Genomic DNA, 20,247 nt, shown 5'->3' with positions numbered 1-20,247 from the left:
GAACCCATTCCAAGAACCCTCAAAGGAGCTCAAGCATGTCCGTGATGCTGGGTCAGTTGCACATACCGGGCCGCAGAGAGGACGTACTCGGGCAGATCAGGAACCGACTGCACGAGCAAGGGCAGACACTCCCGGACGCGATACGTGAGCGAGAGCTGTACTTCCGGGTCTCCGTCGTCGGCACCTGCAACCTCTCCTGCACCTTCTGCCACAACGAGGGTGCGCCGACCAGCGGCAAGCTCACCCTGGACACCGCGCGCGACGCCATCGCCGCCGCCACCCGGGCCGGTTTCACCCGGGTGCAGCTCACCGGCGGCGAGCCGCTGCTACGGGCGGACATCCCGGAGTTCGTACGGATGGCCCGTGAGTACGTGGACGACGTGGGCGTCACGACCAACGGCACGTACCTGCCGCAGCGGCTGGAGGGCCTGCTGGACGCGGGGCTCTCCCGCATGCACGTCTCGCTCCAGACCGAGCCCCTGGAGGAGGCGGGGAGCGCCGACCGCTGGGGGATCCCGCCGTGGCTGATGCCCACCGTGGATCGCGCCGCATCGGGCCTCTTCACCCTGCGGCTGAACCTGCCCGTACCGGCCGACGCGCTGGACCGGACGGAGGACTTCCTGTACCTGCTGACCCGCCGGGGCGTGGACATCAAGGTGTTCTCGGTCCTCCCGGAGGGCGAGGTGCGCGAGGACAGCTATCCGCTCACCGAGCTGGAAGCGCTGGTCGCCCGGGTGAACTCCGAGAACGAGGGCCGCAGCGCAGGCGAGGTGCTGCTGCGCGGATTCCGCCCGCCGTCCGGGATCCGCTGCGCGACCTGCAGCGATCTGGCACGGTGCAAGGAGCAGTCGCACTCGCTGCGGCTGGGCGCCGACCTGGTGCTCCGGCCGTGCCTGGCCACCCGGCAGTGGGATGCCCCGCTGGACCTGGAGAACATCGACACGGCGCTGACCGAAGCGGCCCTGCTCGCCCTGGACTACCAGTGGTGACCGCCGCGCCCGACGCCTACGACATCACCACGCCCGTGGCCAGGACGGGCCGTGGCCTGTACGTGGCCGTGTCCGGCAACACCTCCGGCGGGAAGTCGACACTCGTGGAGCAGCTGCGCCGGGAGCTCGACGCGGACGGTGTGCCGGCGATCGGCGTCTCAGAGCGGGCGTTCCACCACCGCTTCCTGCCGCTGATGTTCTCCCGCAGCAGCGAATTCGCCTTCCCCATCCAGCTCAGCTTCATGCTGGAACGCCACATGGTGCTGCTGCGGAACCTGGCTCTCGGCCGGACCGTCGTGATGGAGCGCTCGCACCTGGACGACATCCTCTTCGTCCGCGAGCACGCCGCAGCGGGGAACATTGCCGCGGACCAGTTCGCCGCCTACCGCGGGCTGGCCCACGTGCTGCACGCCCGCATCCCCGCCCCCGACGTACTCGTCCTCATGAACCCGCCCGCGGAGGTGTCGCTGAAGCGTCTGGCGGCGGCCGAAGAAGCCGGTGAGCGGCCTCGTGAGTTCCCCGACGAGGCAGCCAAGCGCGGCTGGGTCGAGCGCTGGCACGAGATGTACGAAGACCTGCACGCGCAATTCCGCGAGCGCCGCGCGAACGATCCCGAGTTCGCCAGGGTCTCGCTGCTGGAGGTGGACCCGGAGGCACCGGCCGGGTCGGCCGTGCCGGAGGTCCTCACCGCGATCCGCGAGAAGCGGGGTCTGCGCAGCCGATGAGCGCCACCCTCGCCACCGACTATCCCGCGGAGCCGTTCGTCAGGCGTCTGGCAGCGGCCGGGTCGGACCTCGGACAGCAATTGGCGGCTTCCCTGGACCTGCCCTTGCGGGCGTATCTGGGCACGCTGGTCCCGTCGGCGCCCGCGGCCGACGGGGGCAACCCGCACCGTCGGCGGTTCGCGACCACCGTGACCAGGTGGTTGCGGGGGCGGGGCGTCACCGATGCAGAGGCGGTGGGCGACCACCTGCTGCGCGTACCGGTGATGGAGGCCGCCAGCCACTCCAACCTGCTCCTCGACGTGGAGACGTTCCTCAACACCTTCCTCTTCCACGTGGCCCACCGGGAGGCGGGCCACCGGCTGATGGTGGTCACCCAGTGCTCCACCGTCAGCTGCCTGTCACGCAGGGTCCCGGTGAGCGGGCCAGTGTTCCTGCGCACCCGGGGGTCTCTGTACAAGGTCTTTCCGTTCTCCAAACGGCTGTTGAAAGACTCCTCCTTCTGCTCCCTGCCCGGTCCGTTGGAGATGACGCTGGAGCTGGTCCAGGGGCCGGGGCCGTGTGCCGAAGAGGACCCTGTGCTGCGCCGGCTGGTTGGGCGCACCTGGCAGGACGCGGCGGAGGCTTATCGGGTGTGCAACGAGGAGATCTGGTCGCAGCTGCCGCTGTCCGGACCGGTGCGGCGCATCGCGCTGGACGAGTCGACGGCAGCGGCCTGCGTCGCGGAACACCTGCTCGACCCGTCCAGCCCGGTCCGGCGGCTGGTGTTCGACCCGGCGGTGCGCAGCACCTTCCTGGCCGTGAAGCGCGAGCTGGTGGCGGACCGCAGCAACCTGGCCGTCAGCAGGGCAGCCCCGGACTTCTTCTGGGTCCGGCGCGGGTCCCGGTTGCAGCCCGTGCTGGTGCACGAGGGCGCCGGAGGAGCCGCGCGGGTACGTGAAGCCGGCGGTCGGCCGGTCCCCGTTCCGTTCGAGCCGGAACCGGTCGCGGCGGCGCTGCGGGCCGGACTGCTGCAGGCCGACCGCGTGCTGGCGTACCTGGTGCGCTGCATCCTGCCGGGCATCGTGGCGGTGGGCGGCACCAGCCAGCAGGACTACGTCCGGCTCTACGTGCGCATGCTGCTGGAGACCCACCGCCGACAGCCCTTCCTCGACCCCGCGGACGTGGCCACGATCAGCGCTCCCGGGCTGAGCCGGCTCGGTGGCATGCCACTGGTCGACATGACCGGAGAGGCCGCCGGTGCACTCTCCGCACTGTCGCCGCGCTCCGACCTGACCGCTCTCGAACGGGCCGTGCTGGATGAACCGCTGGGCCGCACGATCGGCGCCCTGCCCAGTGCGCGCTACCTGGAGAAGGCGCTCGACCGCTACGAGGGCCACGACGAGGAGAAGGAGGCGGTCGCGTGATCGTCCTGGGAGTCAACAGCTACTTCGAGCACCCTTCGGCAGCGCTGCTGCAGGACGGCCGGCTGCTCTTCGCCGCGGAGGACGAGCGGTTCACCGGTATCAAGCACGGTCGCCGGTACAGTCCGTACCGCAGCTACTTCCCGATCGACGCGGTCTACCGGGCCCTGGACCACGCGGACCTGCGGCTCTCAGACGTCGACGAGATCGCCTACTCGTACCATCGGTGGTCCCATCTGCGCAGTCTGCGGGGCTGTCTGACGGGGCGACGGCTGTCGTCGCTGCGAGAGGAACTGAACGCCTTCGCCAACCTCGCCAACCTCGCCGAGTCGTTGCGCTCGGGCTATGACGTGCCACAGCGCTACCGGCACCGGATTCGCCCGCAGGACGCTCGCCGCGTGCCCTTCCGGGAGTGGCCGCACCATCTGAGCCACGCCGCCTCCGCGTTCTTCTGCTCCGGCTGGGACGAGGCGCTGACGGTGGTGTGCGACGGAGCCGGGGAGAACGCATGCACCTCGGTCTTCGCGGGCCGCGGCCGGAGACTGGTCCCGGTTGCGCAGGAGACCGTCCCCGACTCACTCGGCATCTTCTACTCGTTGGTCACCCAACACCTCGGATTCGAGCCGTTCTCCGACGAGTTCAAGGTGATGGGACTGGCTGCCTACGGCGAACCACGCTTCAGCACGGAGTTCCGGCGCATCGTGGTGCTCCTGCCCGGGGGTCGCTACCGCGTCGACGTGCGCCGGCTGCGGGCGCTGGGCCGGCTCGTCACCGCCGCCCGGGTCCCCGGTGCACCCCTGGAGCAGGTCCACAAGGACCTCGCTGCCTCGGCCCAACGGCGCCTGGAGGAGGCGCTGGAGCACGTGATCGCGCATTACGCGAAGACCACCGGACTGCGCAAGCTGTGCCTGGCCGGCGGAACGTTCCTGAACTGCGTGGCCAACGGTCGGATCGCCCGGCTCGGACTCTTCGACGACATCTTCGTACAGCCGGCCGCCAGCGACGCCGGCACCGCGGTCGGTGCAGCGGCGCTCAGCACCATTCGGCGCGGCGGCAGCACGCAGGTGTCGGTGCCCTCCTACTTCCTGGGCACCGAGTACGACGACGACGCGGTGGAGGCCGCGTTCGCCATGGCAGGAGTGAAGCCCGAACGGCTACCGGAGCACGAGATGGCGGGACGGCTGGGCGACCGGCTCGCCAGGGGCCGCATCGCGGCCGTCTTCCGCGGCCGGATGGAGTTCGGCCCCCGGGCCCTGGGCAACCGCAGCCTGCTGGCCGACGCCGCCGTGCCCGACATGCGCGACCGCCTGAACAGGATCAAGGGCCGGGAGGACTTCCGTCCGGTGGCGCCGATCGTGCCGGAGAACGCCTTCGACGAGTTCTTCGACGGCCACCGCAATCCGTACATGCTCTTCACCAGCACCGTTCGGCCTGCGGCACGCGAGCGCATCCCCGCGGCCGTGCACGCCGACGGCACGGCGCGGGTACAGGTCGTCTCCGCGCAGAGCAGTCCCTTCCTCGACGTGCTGCTGCGGGAGTTCGGCGCCCGGACCGGCAGCCCGGTGCTGATCAACACCTCGTTCAACGTGCGGGGCAAGCCCATCGTGGAGAGCCCCCAGGAGGCCCTGGCCTGCTTCTTCACCTCCGGCATCGACTGCATCGCCATCGGCGGGTTCTTCCATGAGAAGGACGTGTGACCCGTGACCACCGAGAGCACTCCCATGGTGGTCAACCGGGCTGCCTGGGACCTGAGGACCTCCGTGCACCTGCGGTCGGACTTCTACCCGGTGGACCGACTGCGAGGCGGACAGTCCACCCTCAAACCGCCGGAACTCGCGCTCGCCGGCGACGTACGCGGGGTGCGGCTGCTGCATCTGCAGTGCCACTTTGGCCTCGACACCCTGTCCTGGGCCCGGCTGGGGGCGGATGCCACCGGCATCGACTTCTCCCCGGCCGCCGTCAGCGCGGCCCGCGCACTGGCCGCGGAGACAGGCCTGGAGGCCCGGTTCGAGTGCGCCGACGTGCTGGAGCTGGACGCGCCCCGCGAACCATACGACCTGGCCGTCACCACGTATGGGGTGCTGTGCTGGCTCGACGACCTCGACCGGTGGGCGCGCGCCGTGCACCGCACGCTGCGGCCGGGCGGTCGCCTCGTCCTGGTCGAGTTCCATCCCTTGCTGGAGGCGCTGCATCCGGGAAGGCTGAGCGGAGCGGGTGGCTACTTCCCCGGCGCGCCCCCGCAGGCGGTCTGGACCGAGGGCACCTACACCGACCCGTCGGCGCCCATCCGCTACCGCGAGTACCGCTGGCAGCATCCGGTGGGGTCGGTGGTCGAGGCGCTGGTCACGGCCGGCATGCGGGTGACCGCGCTGCGCGAGTACCCGTACTGCTCGTACCGGCTGTTCGACGAGCTGGACACCTGCGTCGACGGGCTGTGGTCGGACGGTTCCGCACCGGGCCGGCTGCCGTACATGTACGCGATCACCGCCACGAGGAAGACACCGTGACCCACCATCAGCTGGCCCGACTGCTGCCACACGTCGATCTGCCCCTGCCCCTGGGGGACGGACGGACACCCACACCCCTGGAGGTCCGGCCTGACATCTCGGCACGCCTGGGCCTTGAGGTGCTGCTCAAACGCGAGGACCTGCTGGACGATCTCGGCGGGGGCCACAAGGTCCGCAAGCTCGACTACGTGGTCGCCGACGCGCTGCGGCAGGGGGCCACCGCCCTGGTCACCGGAGGAAGCCTCCCCTCCGGGCAGTGCGTAGCCGTAGCCGCGGCCGCCCGGAGACACGGCCTGGAGTCGGTGCTGGTCTACAGCGGTGACGAGCAGCGCCGGCCGTCCCACCCGCAGGGCAGCTACCTGCTGGCTCTGATGCTCGCGAGCGAGGTGGTGTGGCACGAGCGGACACCGTGGTCCCGCAACGCCGAGCTGCTCGCCGACGCCTGCGACAAGGCGGCGGCCCGCGGCCTTCGGCCCTATGCGATCCCGCCGGGCATCACCACCTGGCCCGGGCTGCTCGGGAGCGTGGGCCTCGGCCTGGAGCTGGCCGGCCAGCTCGACACCGGCGATGGCGGCGCTACCGCGGGAGACGGCGTCCGGCGGCAGACCTCGGCCCGCGAGCAGCGCGAGGTGCATGTCGTCGCGCCGGCCGGGTCGGGGGCCACCTGTCTGGGCCTCGCCCTGGCTGCCCGGATGCTGGGACTGCGCTGGCAGGTGCACGGTGTGTGCATCGGCGGCGGCAAGGCGTCGGTGCAGGAGGAGATCGATGCGCTGCGGCAAGAGGCCGCACGCCGGTTGAACCGCCCGGACCTGGCAGACCCCGCCGCCACCCCCGTGCTGGTGCACGACCGGTGGCTCGCGGACGGGTACGACCGTCCGGCCGACCCCGAGTTGTCGGCCATGGCTGAAGCCGTGGGCGACTACGGGCTCCTGCTCGACCCCACCTACATGCTCAAGGCGTTCCTCGGCCTGCGCGGCCTCGTCGGAAGCGGGGGGATACCCCGCACTGCACAGGCCGTCCTCGTACACACCGGCGGTTCCCTGGGGCTGTTCGGCGCTTCGCCCGCCCTCCGGAGGTGGTGCCGGGAGCGGTTCTCCCCGTACCTGGCGCCGCCCGCATCGGCCACCGCCACCACTGCCCCCACCACCCCCGCCGCCGCGTTCGGCGACCACCGACAGACAGGAGTGTGATCACGTGGCCCCCCGCCGGACCCCGCCGCCGTCCGACTCGCCCGTCACCGCCCTGCACAGGCTCTTCCTGTGGATCAACAGCGGCTGCAACTCGCGCTGCCGGATGTGCGACATCTGGCGGGAGAAGCCCGGCCGCCACCTCACGGTCGAGGAGATCCGTGCCTGGGTCCCCCAATGGCAAGCGCTGTCCCTGTCGAAGGTGGTGGTGTGCGGCGAACCACTCATGCACCCCGATGTGTGGCGGATCACGGAGGTGATCCGCGAGCACGGCATCCAGGTCGAGCTGCTCAGCAACGGCCTGCTGCTGGAGCGGCACGCCGCCGCCGTGGCCGCGCAGTGCGACGCCTTCCGGGTCAGCCTGGACGGTCCGCAGCACGTGCACGACAAGGTGCGCGACGTCCCTGACGCCTACAAGCGGCTGCGCCGCGGTCTGCGGGCACTGCGCGAGATCCGCCCAGACCTGGCAGTGGACGGCCGCTGCGCAGTGCACCGCCACAACTTCCGCCACCTGAGGGAGACCGTCGAGGCGGCCCGGGATCTGGGACTGCACAGCATCAGTTTCTCCAGCACCGACCTGCACAACGAGGAGGCATTCCGGCGCTTCGGCGTGATCGACGACCCCTACGTGGAGTCGCTGGCGATAGTCGGTGAGGACCTGGCGGAGCTGGAACGGGAACTGGCGGCGCTCCGGCGCGATCACGCAGAAGACTTCGCCTCCGGTTTCATCAGCGACACCCCCGAGGAACTGGACCGACTGCTCCTGTCCTACAACCGCGCCGTGGCGGGGCAGGCCGAATTCCCCGAGGTGCGCTGCAACTCCCCGTGGAGTGCGGCGATCCTGGAGTACGACGGCACCGTCCGGCCCTGCTTCCCGATGCCGGCCTACGGCACCGTTCACGAGCACGGCGGGCTGGAGCAGGCCGTCAACTCGCCGCGGGCGCTGGAGTTCCGCCGTCAACTGGACGTGCTGACCGACACCACCTGCCGGTACTGCGTCTGTCCGACGGTCAACCATGTCGGCTGACCCCCCGCGCGCGAGCACGGCCACCGGCACGAGCACGAGCCCGTCCGCCGCCTCCGCAGGCGGGCCGCGGCCGGCGACCGGCAGTGACATCGTGCTGTGCACACCGGAAGGCGTCGCGGCGGCGGAACGCTTTCACGAGATGACCGGCCGGCCGCTCGTCCGGGCGGCAGACCTGGCCGACGCCGGACGCCTGCTGGCGGACCCCGCCGTCGCCACCGCGCTCCTGTCGGTCGGGCCGGCTCCGCTGGGCTTCGTCGCCTCCTCCGTCCACCGCGCCCATGGCCGGGGCCTGGGTCTGGGCTGGCTCATGGGCTGGCGCGGTGAGCAGACGGCGGTGGCGCACGCAGCGAAGACCGCGGCGTATCGCTACCGCGACGCCCGAGCGGGACTGGTGTGGTCCTCGGCTGTCCTCGGGTCGGTGCGCGAGGCCTCGGCAGACGGGCTGCGGCTCCTCTCGGGACCCGCTCCGGACCTGCCCGGGCACCTGAAGAGGCCGCACGCCTTCGTCGCGCTGAGCAGTCACGGCAAGGGCATCGACATGTGGCTCGGGGAGCGGCTGCTGTGCTCGGCGCCGGCCGCGGGCTCGCCGAGTCTGCGCGGCCACGCCGTCTATCCCTGTCTGCAAGGCGGCCCCTGCCTGCGGGCAGGAGGGATCGCCGGCACGTCGCAGGAGCCCGAGCGGATCGACGTCGCATCGGTCCGGGCGGACGTGCTGCTCCTGGACAGCTGCCGCAGCCTGCGTCTGGGGCTCGGTGCGCCGGGGGCATGTCTGGCCACGGCGGCGGTTCTCGGATCCTCCGCGGGAGCCGTACTGGCGACCGTCGGCGACGCCGAGGGCACGGCTGCCGCCCATCTGGACGCGTGGCGCCTCCTGCTCGGCGGGGCCCCACTGCACCGGGCCGCGGCCGCGGAGAACGCCGCGAACCTGGCCACTGCGGGCAGCACGCCGTGGGTGCTGCTGGGCGACCCGCTGACCCGGCTCCCGCATACGTGTGACCCGCTGGCACTGTCGGGGAACCAGGCGGAGATCGCCCTTGTCGACGTGCCTGATGACGCCGTCGCGGTCGTCGTGGGCGAGCCGGCCGGAACCTCGAACCCAGGAGTGTGGGTGCAGCCGCTGCGCGGGGCCGGCCGGGCTGCCGTGGCGGTCCGGGGCCTGTCGGCCGCCCGCATCGTGCCGGTGCCGCGATCGGAGGACGCGCCATCGCTCCTGCGGGAGGAACTGCTGGCCGCGGCGCCCGCGTTGGCCACCTCCCGGAAACTGGTCGCGGTCGCCGCCGAGCTGTTGAGGGGCCCGGATGCGCGCCGGACGCGGGAGGTAGCCGACGCCCTCGGCGAACAGCTCTCGCGCAACGCCCGCCTGCTCGCCGGCCGTCCGGCGGCGGTCGTGGACGGCGGTCGTGAGCACGAGCGGCTGACCTGGTACTCGGCGGAGCTGTCGCGCTGGCAGCGGCTTCACGAGGACCTCGCGGATGTGCTGGCCGCGTTCACCTCCGCCCTGGGGCCGATGCAGACGGCGCTGCACCTCGATGCCGACGTGACGCCGAACGAACCGGGCGAGCCCACCGAGCTGTGCCCCTATTGCGGTTCGCCCGCCACCTGGCGGCGATTCCGGCTGGACGCGCTGTCCCGGGCCCGTGATGCACTCGTGTGCTGGTCCTGCGACCTCGTCTACGACGGTCCTCCCGTCCACGCTGCGGGCGGGCCCGGATCCGCGCCACCGCAGGTGCCTGCACTGCTGGGTCCGCTGGCCGTGCCGGCCGGGCGGAGCGCGGAGTACCGGCTGCGCACGGCAGCGCCTGCGCCGAGCGGAGTCCGGGCCGTGCGGATCGCGGTGGAGGCGGTCCCCTGGCCGATGGCGGTCTCGGTCCGTCCCCTTCGGGGCGAGGCGGCCGATCCGGGCCGAGGGGCCGAGTCCGAGCCGCGCTTCGCCGTCACGATGCCCGACGGCCCGCCCGGGCTGTACTTCCTGGTTGCCTCCGTGGCCGTCCGCGGGGAGGCCGTCACCGTCAAGAGACCACTACAGATTCTTCCGTCCGATGGTCAGGAGCCACCCGGTGTAACGTCATGACACAACATCATCCGGGCGTCACCGAGGGTGAGTTGATTCCCTCCTGCCGCACCGTCCCACCGCAGCGCATCAGGAAGTCATCAGCATGATCGATATCGAACTCATCCGCACGGACGCCGAGAACGTGCGCAAGGCCCTCCTCAAGCGCATGGACGAGGTCGACCTGGACTCCGTGCTCGCCGCCGACCGGGAGCGCCGCGCACTCGTACAGGAAGTCGAGGCCGCACGGTCCGAGCGCAAGCGCCAGGCCAAGGAGATCGGCCGGCTGCGCGCCTCCGGCGCCGACACCGCCGAGGTCCAGCGCGCCGCCGCAGCCCTCGGCGACGACATCGCGCGGAGGCAGTCCGAGCTCGAAGCGGTCGAGCGGCGGCTCCAGGACCTGCTGATGGAGTTGCCCAACCTGCCCGACGAGCGCATCCCGGCCGGCGGCAAGGAGGCCAACCAGGTCGTACGCACCTGGGGCGAGCGGCCGGACCCCGCCGACAGCCCGCTGGACCACGTCGAGTTGTGCAACCGCCTCGGGCTGGTCGACTTCGCCCGCGGTGTCAAGCTGGGCGGCAACGGCTACTGGCTGTACACCGGGGCGGGCGCCGCCCTGGAGTGGGCGCTGATCGACTTCTTCAACCGCGAGCACTACGCGGCCGGCTATACGTTCATGCTGCCGCCGCACTTGCTCACCGAGGAGTCGGGCTTCGCCGCCGGACAGTTCCCCAAGTTCTACGACGACGTCTTCCACATCCAGGCGAACGACGACGGCCGCAAGTCCTTCCTGCTGCCCACGGCCGAGACGGCGATCCTCAACGTCTACCGCGACGAGATCCTGCCGACGGACATGCTGCCCTTCAAGGCGTTCGCTTACACGCCCAGCTACCGGCGCGAATCGGGAAGCCACCGCAGCTCGGAGCGCGGCACCATCCGCGGCCACCAGTTCAACAAGGTGGAGATGTTCCAGTTCGTCGCCCCCGAACAGGCGGAGGAGGCGTTCCGGGAACTGGTGCAGCGCACGGAGATGCTCGTCGAGAAGCTCGGCCTGCACTACCAGACCACGCTCCTGGCGGCCCGGGACGCGAGCGCCACGATGCGGATGACCTACGACGTCGAGGTCTGGATCCCGAGCATCGCCTCTTACAAGGAGGTGTCGTCGGCCTCGTGGGCCGGCGACTACCAGGCCCGCCGGGCAAAGATCCGCTACCGCCCGGCCTCCGGCGGTCCCACGGCCTACGTTCACACGCTCAATGCCTCGGGCCTCGCGACCAGCCGCCTGCTCCCCGCGATCCTGGAGCAGAACCAGCGCCCCGACGGTTCTGTCACCGTCCCGGAGCCGCTGCGGGCCTGGGTCGGCACCGACGTCATCCACCCGCCCCGCTGACATGAGGACTACGGCCTTGGACGATACGAGCGCGCGCATACTGGTGCGGGCCCTGGGCGACCACCAGACAAGGGCCCGCCGGTCACTCAACCTCACCCCCAGTGAGAACACGATGTCGCCGCTGGCCCGGTTGCCCCTCGCCCTCGACGTGTACTCGCGCTACTTCTTCGACCACATGCGGCTCTTCGGCTCCTGGAGCTTCTACGGCGGCCTGGAGCCCGGGCGGATCGAACTGGAGGTCCTCGCCCCGCTCCTGCGGGAGGCGGCCCAGGCCTCGTACGTCGACATACGCCCCATATCCGGGCTCAACTGCATGACCGTCGCGATGGCGGCCCTCTGCCCGCCGGGCGGCACGATGTACACGGTCCCCGTTGCCGGCGGCGGCCACATGAGCACCGTCGCGGTGGCCGCCCGCCTGGGGATCCGCACGGTGCCACTGCCGATGCGCGACCACCACGACCTGGATCTGGACCGCATGGAGGGGCTCCTGCGGTCCGACCCGCCGGACCTCATCTACGTCGACCAGTCCACCCAGCTCTTCCCGCTGGACCCCAAGCCGGTGCGCGACCTGGTCGACCGGCTGGCTCCTGCTGCCTTGATCCACTACGACTCCAGCCACACCAACGGCCTGATACTCGGTGGAGCGCTGGCCAATCCGCTGGAGCGCGGCGCCCACACCTTCGGTGGGTCGACCCACAAGACGCTGCCCGGCCCGCACAAGGGATTCCTCGCCACGAACGACCCCCGGCTCGCCGAGCGCATCGACGGCATCGCGGGCGACTTCGTCAGCCACCACCACCTGGGCGAGGTGGTGTCACTCGCGGTGACCCTCGTGGAGCTGCGGCAGTGCGGCGGCGCGGAGTACGCACGGGCGGTGCTGGACAACGCCCGGACCCTGGCACAGGACCTGCACCGCCGGGGACTGGAGGTGGCCGCGTCCGACCGCGCCTTTACCGACTGTCACCAGGTGTGGGTGCGGGCCCGCCGAGGCACCGACCCCGATCGGGCCGCCGACCGCATGTTCGAGCAGGGCCTCATGGTGAACAAGCTCAGCGGCCTTCCCGGACTGGACGGCACGGCGTTCCGCCTCTCCGTCGCGGAGGCGACCCGGCTGGGCGCGGGTGCTGCGGAGATGAGCACGCTCGCCGGCGCCTTGGACACCCTGTTGTCGGGTGATCCGCGGGACATCGCCGAGGAGGTGGCGGCGCTGCGGTCGGCGCTGTCCACACCGCGCTACTGCTACGGCGCCGCCGAGGTGGCCGCCATGGGTGCACCGCGCGAGATGGTGGACCTCATGCAGGCGATCGAGACCGCCAACGCGGCCGGCTGACCTGAGGACGGTGCCCACGCCATGAACCATCCCCCTGTTGCCGAGCGGCTTCCGGTGCTTCTCGCGGTCTACGGGCGCGGTGCGGCAACTGCGCTGGGCGTGCTGACCACCGCCCGGCGGCGCTGCACCGTGGTCTTCTTCGGTGACCGCAGCGATCCGAAGGTGGCTGCGGATCTCGCCCGCCTACCGGAGGGCACCGCCGTGGTGGACACGGCGGGGCTGTCCGAGGCACAACTGTGCGACCGGGCAGCTGAGTTCGAGCCCTCGGGCGTCATCACCTTCAATGACTCCCTGCTGCGCTCGGCCGCCGCCATTGCCGAGCGGTGCGGTCTGCCGTTCCACGACCGCAGGACCGTGGAGGTCCTGGTCGACAAGTTTCGCCAGCGTGCGGCGCTGGCAGCTGCCGGAGTCCAAACCACCGTCTGCCGGCGAATCCGATCCGCCGCCGACCTCGGGCCCGCGCTGGCCGCGACGGGTGTTCCCGCGGTCCTCAAGCCCTGCTCCGGCGCCGGCAGCGTGAACACCTGCATGGTCCGCAACTCCGAAGAACTGGCCCGATGGTACGCAGAGTTCACCGGCGCATCCCAGTTCCCCGACGATTACGTGCTGGAGGAGTACCTGGTCGGCGACCCCACCGTGATAGGGGAGTTCTGGGGCGACTACGTGTCGGTCGAGTCCCTGGTCACGGACGGGCGGATCCACACCGTCGCCGTCACGGGCAAGCTGCCGCTTGCCTTCCCGTTCCGGGAGACCGGCTACTTCATCCCGGCTCTGCTCCCGGACGGTCTGACGGAGCAGGTCCTCCGGCTGGAACAGCAGGCGTTGAGGGCTCTGGGCATCTGCGACGGCGTGACCCACACCGAGATCAAGTTCACCCCCCACGGGCCGCGGCTGATCGAGGTCAACGGCCGGCTGGGCGGCCACGTCGCAGACATCCTCAACCGCGCAGCCGGGGTCGATCTGCTGGACCTCACCATCGGGCTGGCGCTCGGCGACTGCGATCCACCGAAGGTGGTACTCGATCTGGGAGCCGATTGTCGAGGAGTGGCATTCCAGTACTTCCTCTCCCCGCCGTCCGACGGCCTTGCACCGGGCGGGGACGAGTTGATCGACGACCTCTACGGCATCCCCGGGGTCGACCTGGTGGACGCCCGGATCGACCGGTCCTGGCGTGCCGACTGGAAGGCGGGCACCGAGTGGCTGCTCGGCACGGTCTACGGCTCGGCGGACGGATTCGCCGAGCTCAGAGCTACGGTGGAGGCCGTCCACCGTCGGATGAAGACGTTCTGGTCGTGACCCGCTACGAGGAGCAGACCCGCTCGGTGACCGCCTCGTGCGCCAGCTCGTCCAAGAGGACGAACCTCAGCTCTTCGACGTCGGTTTCCGCGTTCCGCCCCGCCGACGCGGCCACCGCACCACCATCCCGGACCCCGCGGCAGCCACTCGCCCAGACCTGGTCCGACCTCAGGCCCTTGCAGTTCACTGCACCGTTCTGCTGGTGCCGGTAGAACGGGCGTACTCTTGCGACCAAGTCAGCAGGCCGGCTCGCGGCATAGGACCGGGTCGTGGCCGCCTTGTCCGCGGCGGTCCGTCCCGCCTGCTAAGGATCGGCGTACCGGGGTCGGGTCTGCGGGAGTTGGGCCGCGCCCGGGTGTCGGCGGCGCCAGTCCGCGTAGACCGGGCTGGCGGCACACGTGTCCAGGTATCCGGCCGCCACTGTTCGCAGGATGTCGTCGCCGTGGGAGGCCAGCGGGCCGTCACGGTGCCAGGCCATGACGTGGCGGTACCAGAGCGGGTTTCCCGCGAGGGGGCGGACGGCGACGCCGGGGGTCTCCGAGAAGGTGGCTTGGCAGAGGCTGACGGCCAGGCCCGCGCGGACGAGTTCGATCAGCTGGCGCCCCTCGGCCTCGTGCGGGGCGGCGGGGCGGCGGCCGGTCAGCGCGCACACCGAGGACCAGTACTCGCGGGTGCGGTCGCCATCGGGCCGGGGCATCGCCCAGTCGTGATCGGCGAGTTCGGTCAGGGACACGGCCTCCTGGCCGGCCAGCGGGTGGGCCGCGGGCAGCAGGGCGAAGACCGGTTCGGTGACCAGCGGGGTGAGGACCACCCCGTCGCGCGGCGGCAGGACCTGCTCGGGGTGGTCGCCAAGGACCGCCGCCTCCAGGCGGCCGGCGGCGAGGTCGTCCAGGAGTGTGACGGGGGAGTAGTGGCACCGTGACATCACCTCGGTCGCGGGCAGCAACTCCCTTACCGCCAGGATGAGATGGCCGAGCAGCGGTGCGCCGACCGATCCTATGCGGACGTGGTTCGGGGACGCCAAGTGGCGCGCCGCGCGCGCGGTGTCGGCGAGGAGCGCGTCGATGCCCGGCAGGACGGCGTGGGCCCGGGCCAGCACCAGCTCACCGAAGGCCGTGGGTGTGGCTCCGGCCCGCTGCCGGACGAAGAGGGCACCGCCCAGCATCGATTCGATACGGCGCAACTGCGTGCTGAGGCCCGGCTGGGTCATGGACAGCGCGGCGGCGGCCCGGGTGAGGCTGCCGGCCTCGGCGATCGCGCACACAACCCGCAGGTGCCGTACCTCCAGTTCCATGCCGCGCATGTTATGGAGCGGCGAGAGCTTTCGGACAGGAATGGGATCTCGCCAGACTATGTGAAATGTCACACACCATTCATGTGGAGGTTGCGTGTCCACGGCCAGGTCGTGTGCCGGGCCTCGAAGGGCAGCGACACCCTGTACCTCACGGCGGTCGAGTACGGCGGCGGCACCAAGATGGCGGTGGTCCGCACCGGCCCCACGTCCGCGTACGTCGTCAAGTCCAGGCGCGGGATCCAGGCGGACGCGGGCTCCTGTTCGACCGGCGCACCCATCTACCGGGTCGACGCCTCCGTGCGGACCGGACAGGGGCCGGTCAGGGTGATGGACGCCAAGCCGGCCGCCGCACCCGCCTGCGGCTGCCGCCCGCTGGACGACGCCCGTCCTGGGCCGGCGAGTGGATCACCGATGCGGCGGCCGGGGTACGGATCGACGTGCTCGCTGCTGACGGCTACGGCGAGACCGTACGCATCACGAAGTCGGCTCCACACCGAGGAGCCGGGGCGCTGCGCGGGGTGGGGTCAGTTGCCGCTCTTCGCCGGGTCCTTGAGCCCGATCGTGGCGTAGTCGAGCTGGCCGCCGAAGGACGTGTGGCCGAAGGCGCCGGCGATGTTGGTGCCGAGCAGCAGCGGCATGCGCTCGATGACGGCGGGCGCCGTCGGGGCCTTGGCGAGGATCTCCCCGTCCAGCTGCCGCCACGCCGAGTCGGCCTGCGCGGCGTCGGTCATGCCGGCGATCTCGTCCATCCGCTGCATCGTCGCCTCGTCGCGGAAGAGCGAGTGATTGCCGGAGTTCCCCTTCTCCTTGATGTAGCGGCCGTCGAAGAGGAAGGGCAGGAAGGTCGAGCCGGAGGGGTAGTCGGGGCACCAGCCGGTGTAGACGAGGTCGGTGCGGCTCTTGCTGTCGCCGATGGTGTCGTAGAAGGCCGACGGGTCGACGGCGTCGATGGTGACCTTGATCCCCGCCCGGCCCAGGGAGTGCTGTATCGCCTCGGCGACCCCCTTGTCCCCGCTGGAGACGGTGATACGGGTGGTGATCCCGTCCGGCTTGCCGGCTTCCTTCAGGAGCTGCTTCGCCCTCTCCACGTCGCCCGTGGCCGGGATCCCCAGCGTGTCGGGCTGCTTGCCGCCGAAGAGCGAGCCGGGCATGAGCGCGGTGGCGGGGTCGTTGAGGGCCGGGCCGCCCGAGGCGGTCAGCACCGCCTCGCGGTCCAGGGCGTACTGCACGGCCTGGCGGACCTTGACGTCGTCGAAGGGGGCGCGGCCCGTGTGCATCTGCACCATCTCCGTGCAGTTGGTGGACTCGGCCAGCAGCCGCGCCCTGACGTCGGCCTTGGTGAGCACCTTGGGGGTGCTCTCCGGGCGCAGTTTGCCCCAGGAGACGGCAGAGGCGTCCACCCCCTCCGAGGCGATGAGCCGGTCGTCGATCTGGTTGGCCCTCAGCCCCATCACCACGGCCAGCTTGTCCGGGTACGCCTTGCGCACGGCGTCCGTCGCCGGGTCCCAGTGGGGGTTGCGGACCAGCACCAGCCGCTTGTCCCGGTCGTACGACTCGATCTTGTAGGGGCCCGAGGAGAACGGGCGGCTGTCGTACTGGGGGCCCTTGTCCTGGGCCCTGGGCACCGGGGCGAAGGTGGGCAGGACGGTGGCGTTGGGGAACTCCGCGAAGGGCTTGCGGAGTTCGAAGACGATCGTGTGGTCGTCGGGGGTCTTGACCGAGTCGAGGTGCTGCCCCTGGGCGGGGCCCCGGTAGCCCTCGGCGCCGGCCAGGTAGCGGGCGGCGTAGTCCGGGCCGCCGGGCAGGTCGGGGGAGAAGGACCGCTCCACGTTGTACTTGACGTCCTGGGCGGTGATCGGGGTGCCGTCCTCGTACGTGAGGCCCTTCTTGAGCTTGAACGTCCAGGTCTTGGCGCCGTTGGAGGAGACTCCGAGGTCCTCGGCGAGGTCGGGCACCAGCTCCCCGCCCTTCGCGCCCGGTTCCGCCTTGTATGTCACCAGCGTGCGGTAGAGCAGCCGGGTGCCGAAGTCCATGTCGCCGATGACCCAGTTGCGGGCCGGGTCGAGGTGGGTGAAGTCCTGGTTGGACAGGACCGTCAGCGTGCCGCCCTTCTGCGGAGTGCCGCCGACCGTGGCCCCCGCGTTGGCGCGTGCGGGGTTCTTCGAGTCCTTGTCCTGCTGACTGCTGCCGGAGGGGCCGCCGTTGGAACAGCCGGCCATGCCGAGTGTGACGGTCGCCGCCAGGGCGGCGGCGACGGCGTGGAGAGTGCGCTTGTTCATCAGTGGTCACTCCGTGAACGGTCGGGCAGCCCGGGAAGGCGCTGGAATGTGACCGATAACATAGTTATGTGAAATGACACCCACAATTGTCGCGCCTCCATAGCGCGGAGTTATGGGTAAGTGGGGTCTCCACGGCCACCGTTGGCCGCGCCATGCTGTCGCGCAATGCCACAAGTCACTGTGCGGCCATGCGGCCGCGAAAGGGACCCATGAACCCTGCGTACGCGACCGTCGACCACGTCTTCACCGTTCCCCTGGACCACGCGGTCCCGCACGGTCCGACCATCCAGATCTTCGCCCGGGAGGTCGCCGATGCGCGCGAAGTAGGTCGGCAACTACCGTGGCTGCTCTATCTGCAGGGCGGGCCCGGCGGCAAGTCGCCCAGACCGTCGGCCGGTTCACCTGGCTGGCTGCGCCAGGCCCTCAAGACCCACCGGGTCCTCCTCCTCGATCAGCGCGGCACAGGTCGCTCCACCCCCGTCACCGCCCGGGCGGCCTCCCGCTTCGCCTCGCCGGCCCGGTTGGCCGACCATCTGGGCCACTTCCGCGCCGACTCGATCGTCGCGGACGCCGAACTGATCCGCCGGCAGCTGTGCGGCGACGAGCCCTGGGAGACCCTCGGCCAGAGCTACGGCGGCTTCATCACCCTCACGTATCTCTCCCAGGCTCCCGAAGGTCTGCGGGCGTGCTACGTGACCGGCGGCCTGCCCGGCCTCTCGGCCACCGCCGACGACGTCTACGCCCGCACCTACCCCCGGGTGCGGGACCGCGTCCTCGACTTCTACGCCCGCTACCCGGACGACGCCGCCCGGCTGCGCGAGATCGCCCGCTTTCTGGCTGCCACCGATGTGCGCCTGCCCGACGGAGACCGGCTCACCCCCCACCGCCTGCGCACGCTCGGCCTCGCCCTCGGCATGGGCGACGGCTTCGAGCGGATCCACTGGCTTCTCGACGAATCCCTCGACGAGGAAGCGAAGCCGACCGACACGTTCCTGCACCAAGTGATGACACTGACCGGATTCACCGACAACCCGCTCTTCACCGTCATGCAGGAGACCCTGTACGGCCAGGGCGCGGGGCCGACCGGCTGGGCGGCGTCCAGGGCCGCGGCGGCGTTCCCCGAGTTCGCCGAGGACGCCGACCCCCTCCTGCTCACCGGAGAAATGATCTACCCCTGGATGTTCCGCGAGATCAAGGGCCTGCGCCCCTTCGCCGACGCCGTCGATCTGCTCGCCGAACGCCCCGACTGGCCACCGCTGTACGACCCTCCCCGCCTCGCTGCCAACCGGGTCCCGCTCGCCGCACTGGTCTACCACGACGACATGTACGTGGACGCCGGGCTTTCCCTGTGCACCGTGCGCGAGGTCGGCGCCACCCGGGTATGGGTCACCAACGAATGGGAGCACGACGGCGTCACCGCCTCCGGCGGCCGCGTGCTGTCCCGCCTGATGGACCTGGCCGCGGGTCGCGCATAGGACCCCCGCAGCCCCCGCCCGCCCGCCCTCGTAACCCCTCAACCTGCCTCCGACGGGAGAGACATGACCACCCCGCTCCACCACCTGCGGCCGCTCGTCGCGGCCGTCGCACTCATCTCCTGCCTGTCCGCCCCCACCGCGGCAGCGGCCCCCGGCTCGCCGCCCCCCGCGGCCGGCTGCGCCCTCCCCGGCCGGACCGGCTGGACGGACGAGGGCCACGACACCGACCGGACCCAGTTCCAGCCCGCCACCGGAACCCGCCGCGTCCTGACGCTGTACGTGGACTTCCCCGATGCCCCGGCCACCGACTCCACCGAGCCGTACGCCGCTCACCTCGCCCCGGCAGCCGACTGGATGGGCCGCGCGAGCCACGGTCGTCTGCGACTGGACAACACCCCACTGCACCGCTGGATCCGGATGCCCGCCGAGTCCACCTCCTATGGATTCGCCCGCGGCATCACGTTCGAGTCCCACGAGACGTACCTCCGCGACGCGATCACGGCCGCCGACCCATACACGGACTTCTCCCGCTACGACATGGTCTACGTCGTCCCCACCAGGACGGCGACCGCCATCCCCTTCTCACCGACCTACCTGTACGACCCGGCGGCGCCCGGCATCACCGCCGACGGCACCCGCGTCAAGTGGGCCGTCACCTTCGGACAGGACATGTGGCGCTGGGGCCACAAGGTGGTGGCCCACGAGACCGCCCATACCTTCGGGCTGCCCGACCTGTACTCGTTCACCGGCGACACCCACCGGTACGTGGGCGGCTGGGACGTCATGGGCAACATCGCCGGCCACGCCCCGCAGTACCTCGGCTGGCACTCCTGGAAGCTCGGATGGACCCGCTACGACCAGGTCGCCTGCCTGCCCGCGTCCGGTCGCCGAACGGTACGGCTGACCCCGGTGGAACAGTCCGGTGGAACCAAGATCGCCGTGCTGCGGACCGGTGGGACGACGGCATACGTGGCGGAATCCCGCCGTGCCCAGGGCAACGACGCGGCCGCCTGCTCCACCGGCGTCCTCGTGTACAAGGTCGACTCCGCCGCGCCGACCGGCGAGGGCCCGGTGCGGATCATGAACGCGAACCCGACCACGACCCCGCCCACCGGCTGCACCCCGCTGGACCTGGCCGCGTACGCACCCGGACAGAGCTTCACCGACCCCGCGACCGGCGTGCGCATCGATGTCCTCGCGGGCGGACGGACGGGAGACACGGTGCGGCTGAGCAAGGAGTGACTCCGGTTCGGGCCGGCCGCCATCCATCTGATTCCCGATGACCCATCATGTCGAGT

At 71.0% G+C, this 20,247-nt stretch carries 16 protein-coding genes; 14 read left to right on the top strand and 2 right to left on the bottom strand.

What is annotated here, in order from left to right; all coding sequences use genetic code 11:
• Positions 1 to 35: 35 nt before the first annotated feature.
• From RIU97_RS10780 to RIU97_RS10730, 11 genes are all read left to right on the top strand, one after another.
• Positions 36 to 989: a radical SAM protein gene (locus RIU97_RS10780; RefSeq protein WP_404955623.1), complete on the top strand. Its 954-nt coding sequence runs from the start codon at positions 36 to 38 to the stop codon at positions 987 to 989.
• Complete coding sequence (locus RIU97_RS10775; RefSeq protein WP_404955621.1) at positions 986 to 1,714, top strand: deoxynucleoside kinase; 729 nt, start codon at positions 986 to 988, stop codon at positions 1,712 to 1,714. The genes RIU97_RS10780 and RIU97_RS10775 overlap by 4 nt, the downstream gene beginning before the upstream one ends.
• Entirely contained in the window at positions 1,711 to 3,117 is a 1,407-nt protein-coding gene (locus RIU97_RS10770; protein WP_404955619.1) for a hypothetical protein, read from the top strand. The genes RIU97_RS10775 and RIU97_RS10770 overlap by 4 nt, the downstream gene beginning before the upstream one ends.
• The gene (locus RIU97_RS10765; protein ID WP_404955617.1) at positions 3,114 to 4,811 is read left to right on the top strand and encodes a carbamoyltransferase; all 1,698 of its coding nucleotides are present in this window, start codon (positions 3,114 to 3,116) and stop codon (positions 4,809 to 4,811) included. Before RIU97_RS10770 ends, RIU97_RS10765 begins: the two co-directional genes overlap by 4 nt.
• Before the next feature lie 3 nt (positions 4,812 to 4,814).
• Positions 4,815 to 5,621 (top strand): class I SAM-dependent methyltransferase, encoded by an 807-nt coding sequence (locus tag RIU97_RS10760; protein ID WP_404955615.1) that lies wholly within the window; start codon positions 4,815 to 4,817, stop codon positions 5,619 to 5,621.
• Entirely contained in the window at positions 5,618 to 6,811 is a 1,194-nt protein-coding gene (locus RIU97_RS10755) for a 1-aminocyclopropane-1-carboxylate deaminase/D-cysteine desulfhydrase (RefSeq protein ID WP_404955613.1), read from the top strand. The genes RIU97_RS10760 and RIU97_RS10755 overlap by 4 nt, the downstream gene beginning before the upstream one ends.
• A 4-nt stretch (positions 6,812 to 6,815) precedes the next feature.
• Entirely contained in the window at positions 6,816 to 7,835 is a 1,020-nt protein-coding gene (locus RIU97_RS10750; RefSeq protein ID WP_404955611.1) for a radical SAM protein, read from the top strand.
• The gene (locus RIU97_RS10745) at positions 7,825 to 9,906 is read left to right on the top strand and encodes a hypothetical protein (protein WP_404955609.1); all 2,082 of its coding nucleotides are present in this window, start codon (positions 7,825 to 7,827) and stop codon (positions 9,904 to 9,906) included. The genes RIU97_RS10750 and RIU97_RS10745 overlap by 11 nt, the downstream gene beginning before the upstream one ends.
• Before the next feature lie 85 nt (positions 9,907 to 9,991).
• Positions 9,992 to 11,275: a serine--tRNA ligase gene (gene serS / locus RIU97_RS10740; RefSeq protein WP_404955607.1), complete on the top strand. Its 1,284-nt coding sequence runs from the start codon at positions 9,992 to 9,994 to the stop codon at positions 11,273 to 11,275.
• 16 nt (positions 11,276 to 11,291) lie between these two features.
• Complete coding sequence (locus tag RIU97_RS10735) at positions 11,292 to 12,605, top strand: hypothetical protein (RefSeq protein WP_404955605.1); 1,314 nt, start codon at positions 11,292 to 11,294, stop codon at positions 12,603 to 12,605.
• Between the two features lie 21 nt (positions 12,606 to 12,626).
• Positions 12,627 to 13,901, top strand: a complete 1,275-nt coding sequence (locus RIU97_RS10730) for an acetyl-CoA carboxylase biotin carboxylase subunit family protein (RefSeq protein WP_404955603.1) — start codon at positions 12,627 to 12,629, stop codon at positions 13,899 to 13,901.
• A gap of 304 nt (positions 13,902 to 14,205) precedes the next feature.
• Here RIU97_RS10730 and RIU97_RS10725 read toward each other — a convergent pair whose 3' ends face one another.
• Complete coding sequence (locus RIU97_RS10725; RefSeq protein ID WP_404955601.1) at positions 14,206 to 15,195, bottom strand: LysR family transcriptional regulator; 990 nt, start codon at positions 15,193 to 15,195, stop codon at positions 14,206 to 14,208.
• Positions 15,196 to 15,276: 81 nt separating this feature from the next.
• Here RIU97_RS10725 and RIU97_RS10720 point away from each other — a divergent pair, with 81 nt between their 5' ends.
• The gene (locus RIU97_RS10720) at positions 15,277 to 15,765 is read left to right on the top strand and encodes a hypothetical protein (protein WP_404955600.1); all 489 of its coding nucleotides are present in this window, start codon (positions 15,277 to 15,279) and stop codon (positions 15,763 to 15,765) included.
• Here the strand turns inward: RIU97_RS10720 and RIU97_RS10715 are convergent.
• A complete protein-coding gene (locus RIU97_RS10715; protein ID WP_404955598.1) occupies positions 15,720 to 17,474 on the bottom strand; it encodes an ABC transporter substrate-binding protein in 1,755 nt (584 codons plus the stop codon). The genes RIU97_RS10720 and RIU97_RS10715 overlap by 46 nt on opposite strands.
• 209 nt (positions 17,475 to 17,683) lie before the next feature.
• Between RIU97_RS10715 and RIU97_RS10710 the strand changes: the two genes are divergently transcribed.
• Together RIU97_RS10710 and RIU97_RS10705 are read left to right on the top strand one after the other, a co-directional pair.
• A complete protein-coding gene (locus RIU97_RS10710) occupies positions 17,684 to 18,949 on the top strand; it encodes an alpha/beta fold hydrolase (protein WP_404955596.1) in 1,266 nt (421 codons plus the stop codon).
• Positions 18,950 to 19,012: 63 nt separating this feature from the next.
• Positions 19,013 to 20,191, top strand: coding sequence for a M6 family metalloprotease domain-containing protein (locus tag RIU97_RS10705; RefSeq protein WP_404955594.1), 1,179 nt, complete (start codon positions 19,013 to 19,015; stop codon positions 20,189 to 20,191).
• Positions 20,192 to 20,247: the final 56 nt, after the last annotated feature.

The organism is Streptomyces sp. 147326, from assembly GCF_045000215.1.
Taxonomy (GTDB): domain Bacteria; phylum Actinomycetota; class Actinomycetes; order Streptomycetales; family Streptomycetaceae; genus Streptomyces.
This window is presented reverse-complemented; position numbering and strand designations above follow the sequence as displayed.

Excerpts from the sequence above, each read along its gene's own strand:
- RIU97_RS10780 (WP_404955623.1), top strand. The coding sequence starts at position 36 with ATGTCCGTGATGCTGGGTCAGTTGCACATACCGGGCCGCAGAGAGGAC.
- RIU97_RS10770 (WP_404955619.1), top strand. The coding sequence starts at position 1,711 with ATGAGCGCCACCCTCGCCACCGACTATCCCGCGGAGCCGTTCGTCAGG.
- RIU97_RS10745 (WP_404955609.1), top strand. The coding sequence starts at position 7,825 with ATGTCGGCTGACCCCCCGCGCGCGAGCACGGCCACCGGCACGAGCACG.
- serS (WP_404955607.1), top strand. The coding sequence starts at position 9,992 with ATGATCGATATCGAACTCATCCGCACGGACGCCGAGAACGTGCGCAAG.
- RIU97_RS10730 (WP_404955603.1), top strand. The coding sequence starts at position 12,627 with ATGAACCATCCCCCTGTTGCCGAGCGGCTTCCGGTGCTTCTCGCGGTC.
- RIU97_RS10725 (WP_404955601.1), bottom strand. The coding sequence starts at position 15,195 with ATGGAACTGGAGGTACGGCACCTGCGGGTTGTGTGCGCGATCGCCGAG.
- RIU97_RS10720 (WP_404955600.1), top strand. The coding sequence starts at position 15,277 with ATGTGGAGGTTGCGTGTCCACGGCCAGGTCGTGTGCCGGGCCTCGAAG.
- RIU97_RS10715 (WP_404955598.1), bottom strand. The coding sequence starts at position 17,474 with ATGAACAAGCGCACTCTCCACGCCGTCGCCGCCGCCCTGGCGGCGACC.
- RIU97_RS10710 (WP_404955596.1), top strand. The coding sequence starts at position 17,684 with ATGAACCCTGCGTACGCGACCGTCGACCACGTCTTCACCGTTCCCCTG.
- RIU97_RS10705 (WP_404955594.1), top strand. The coding sequence starts at position 19,013 with ATGACCACCCCGCTCCACCACCTGCGGCCGCTCGTCGCGGCCGTCGCA.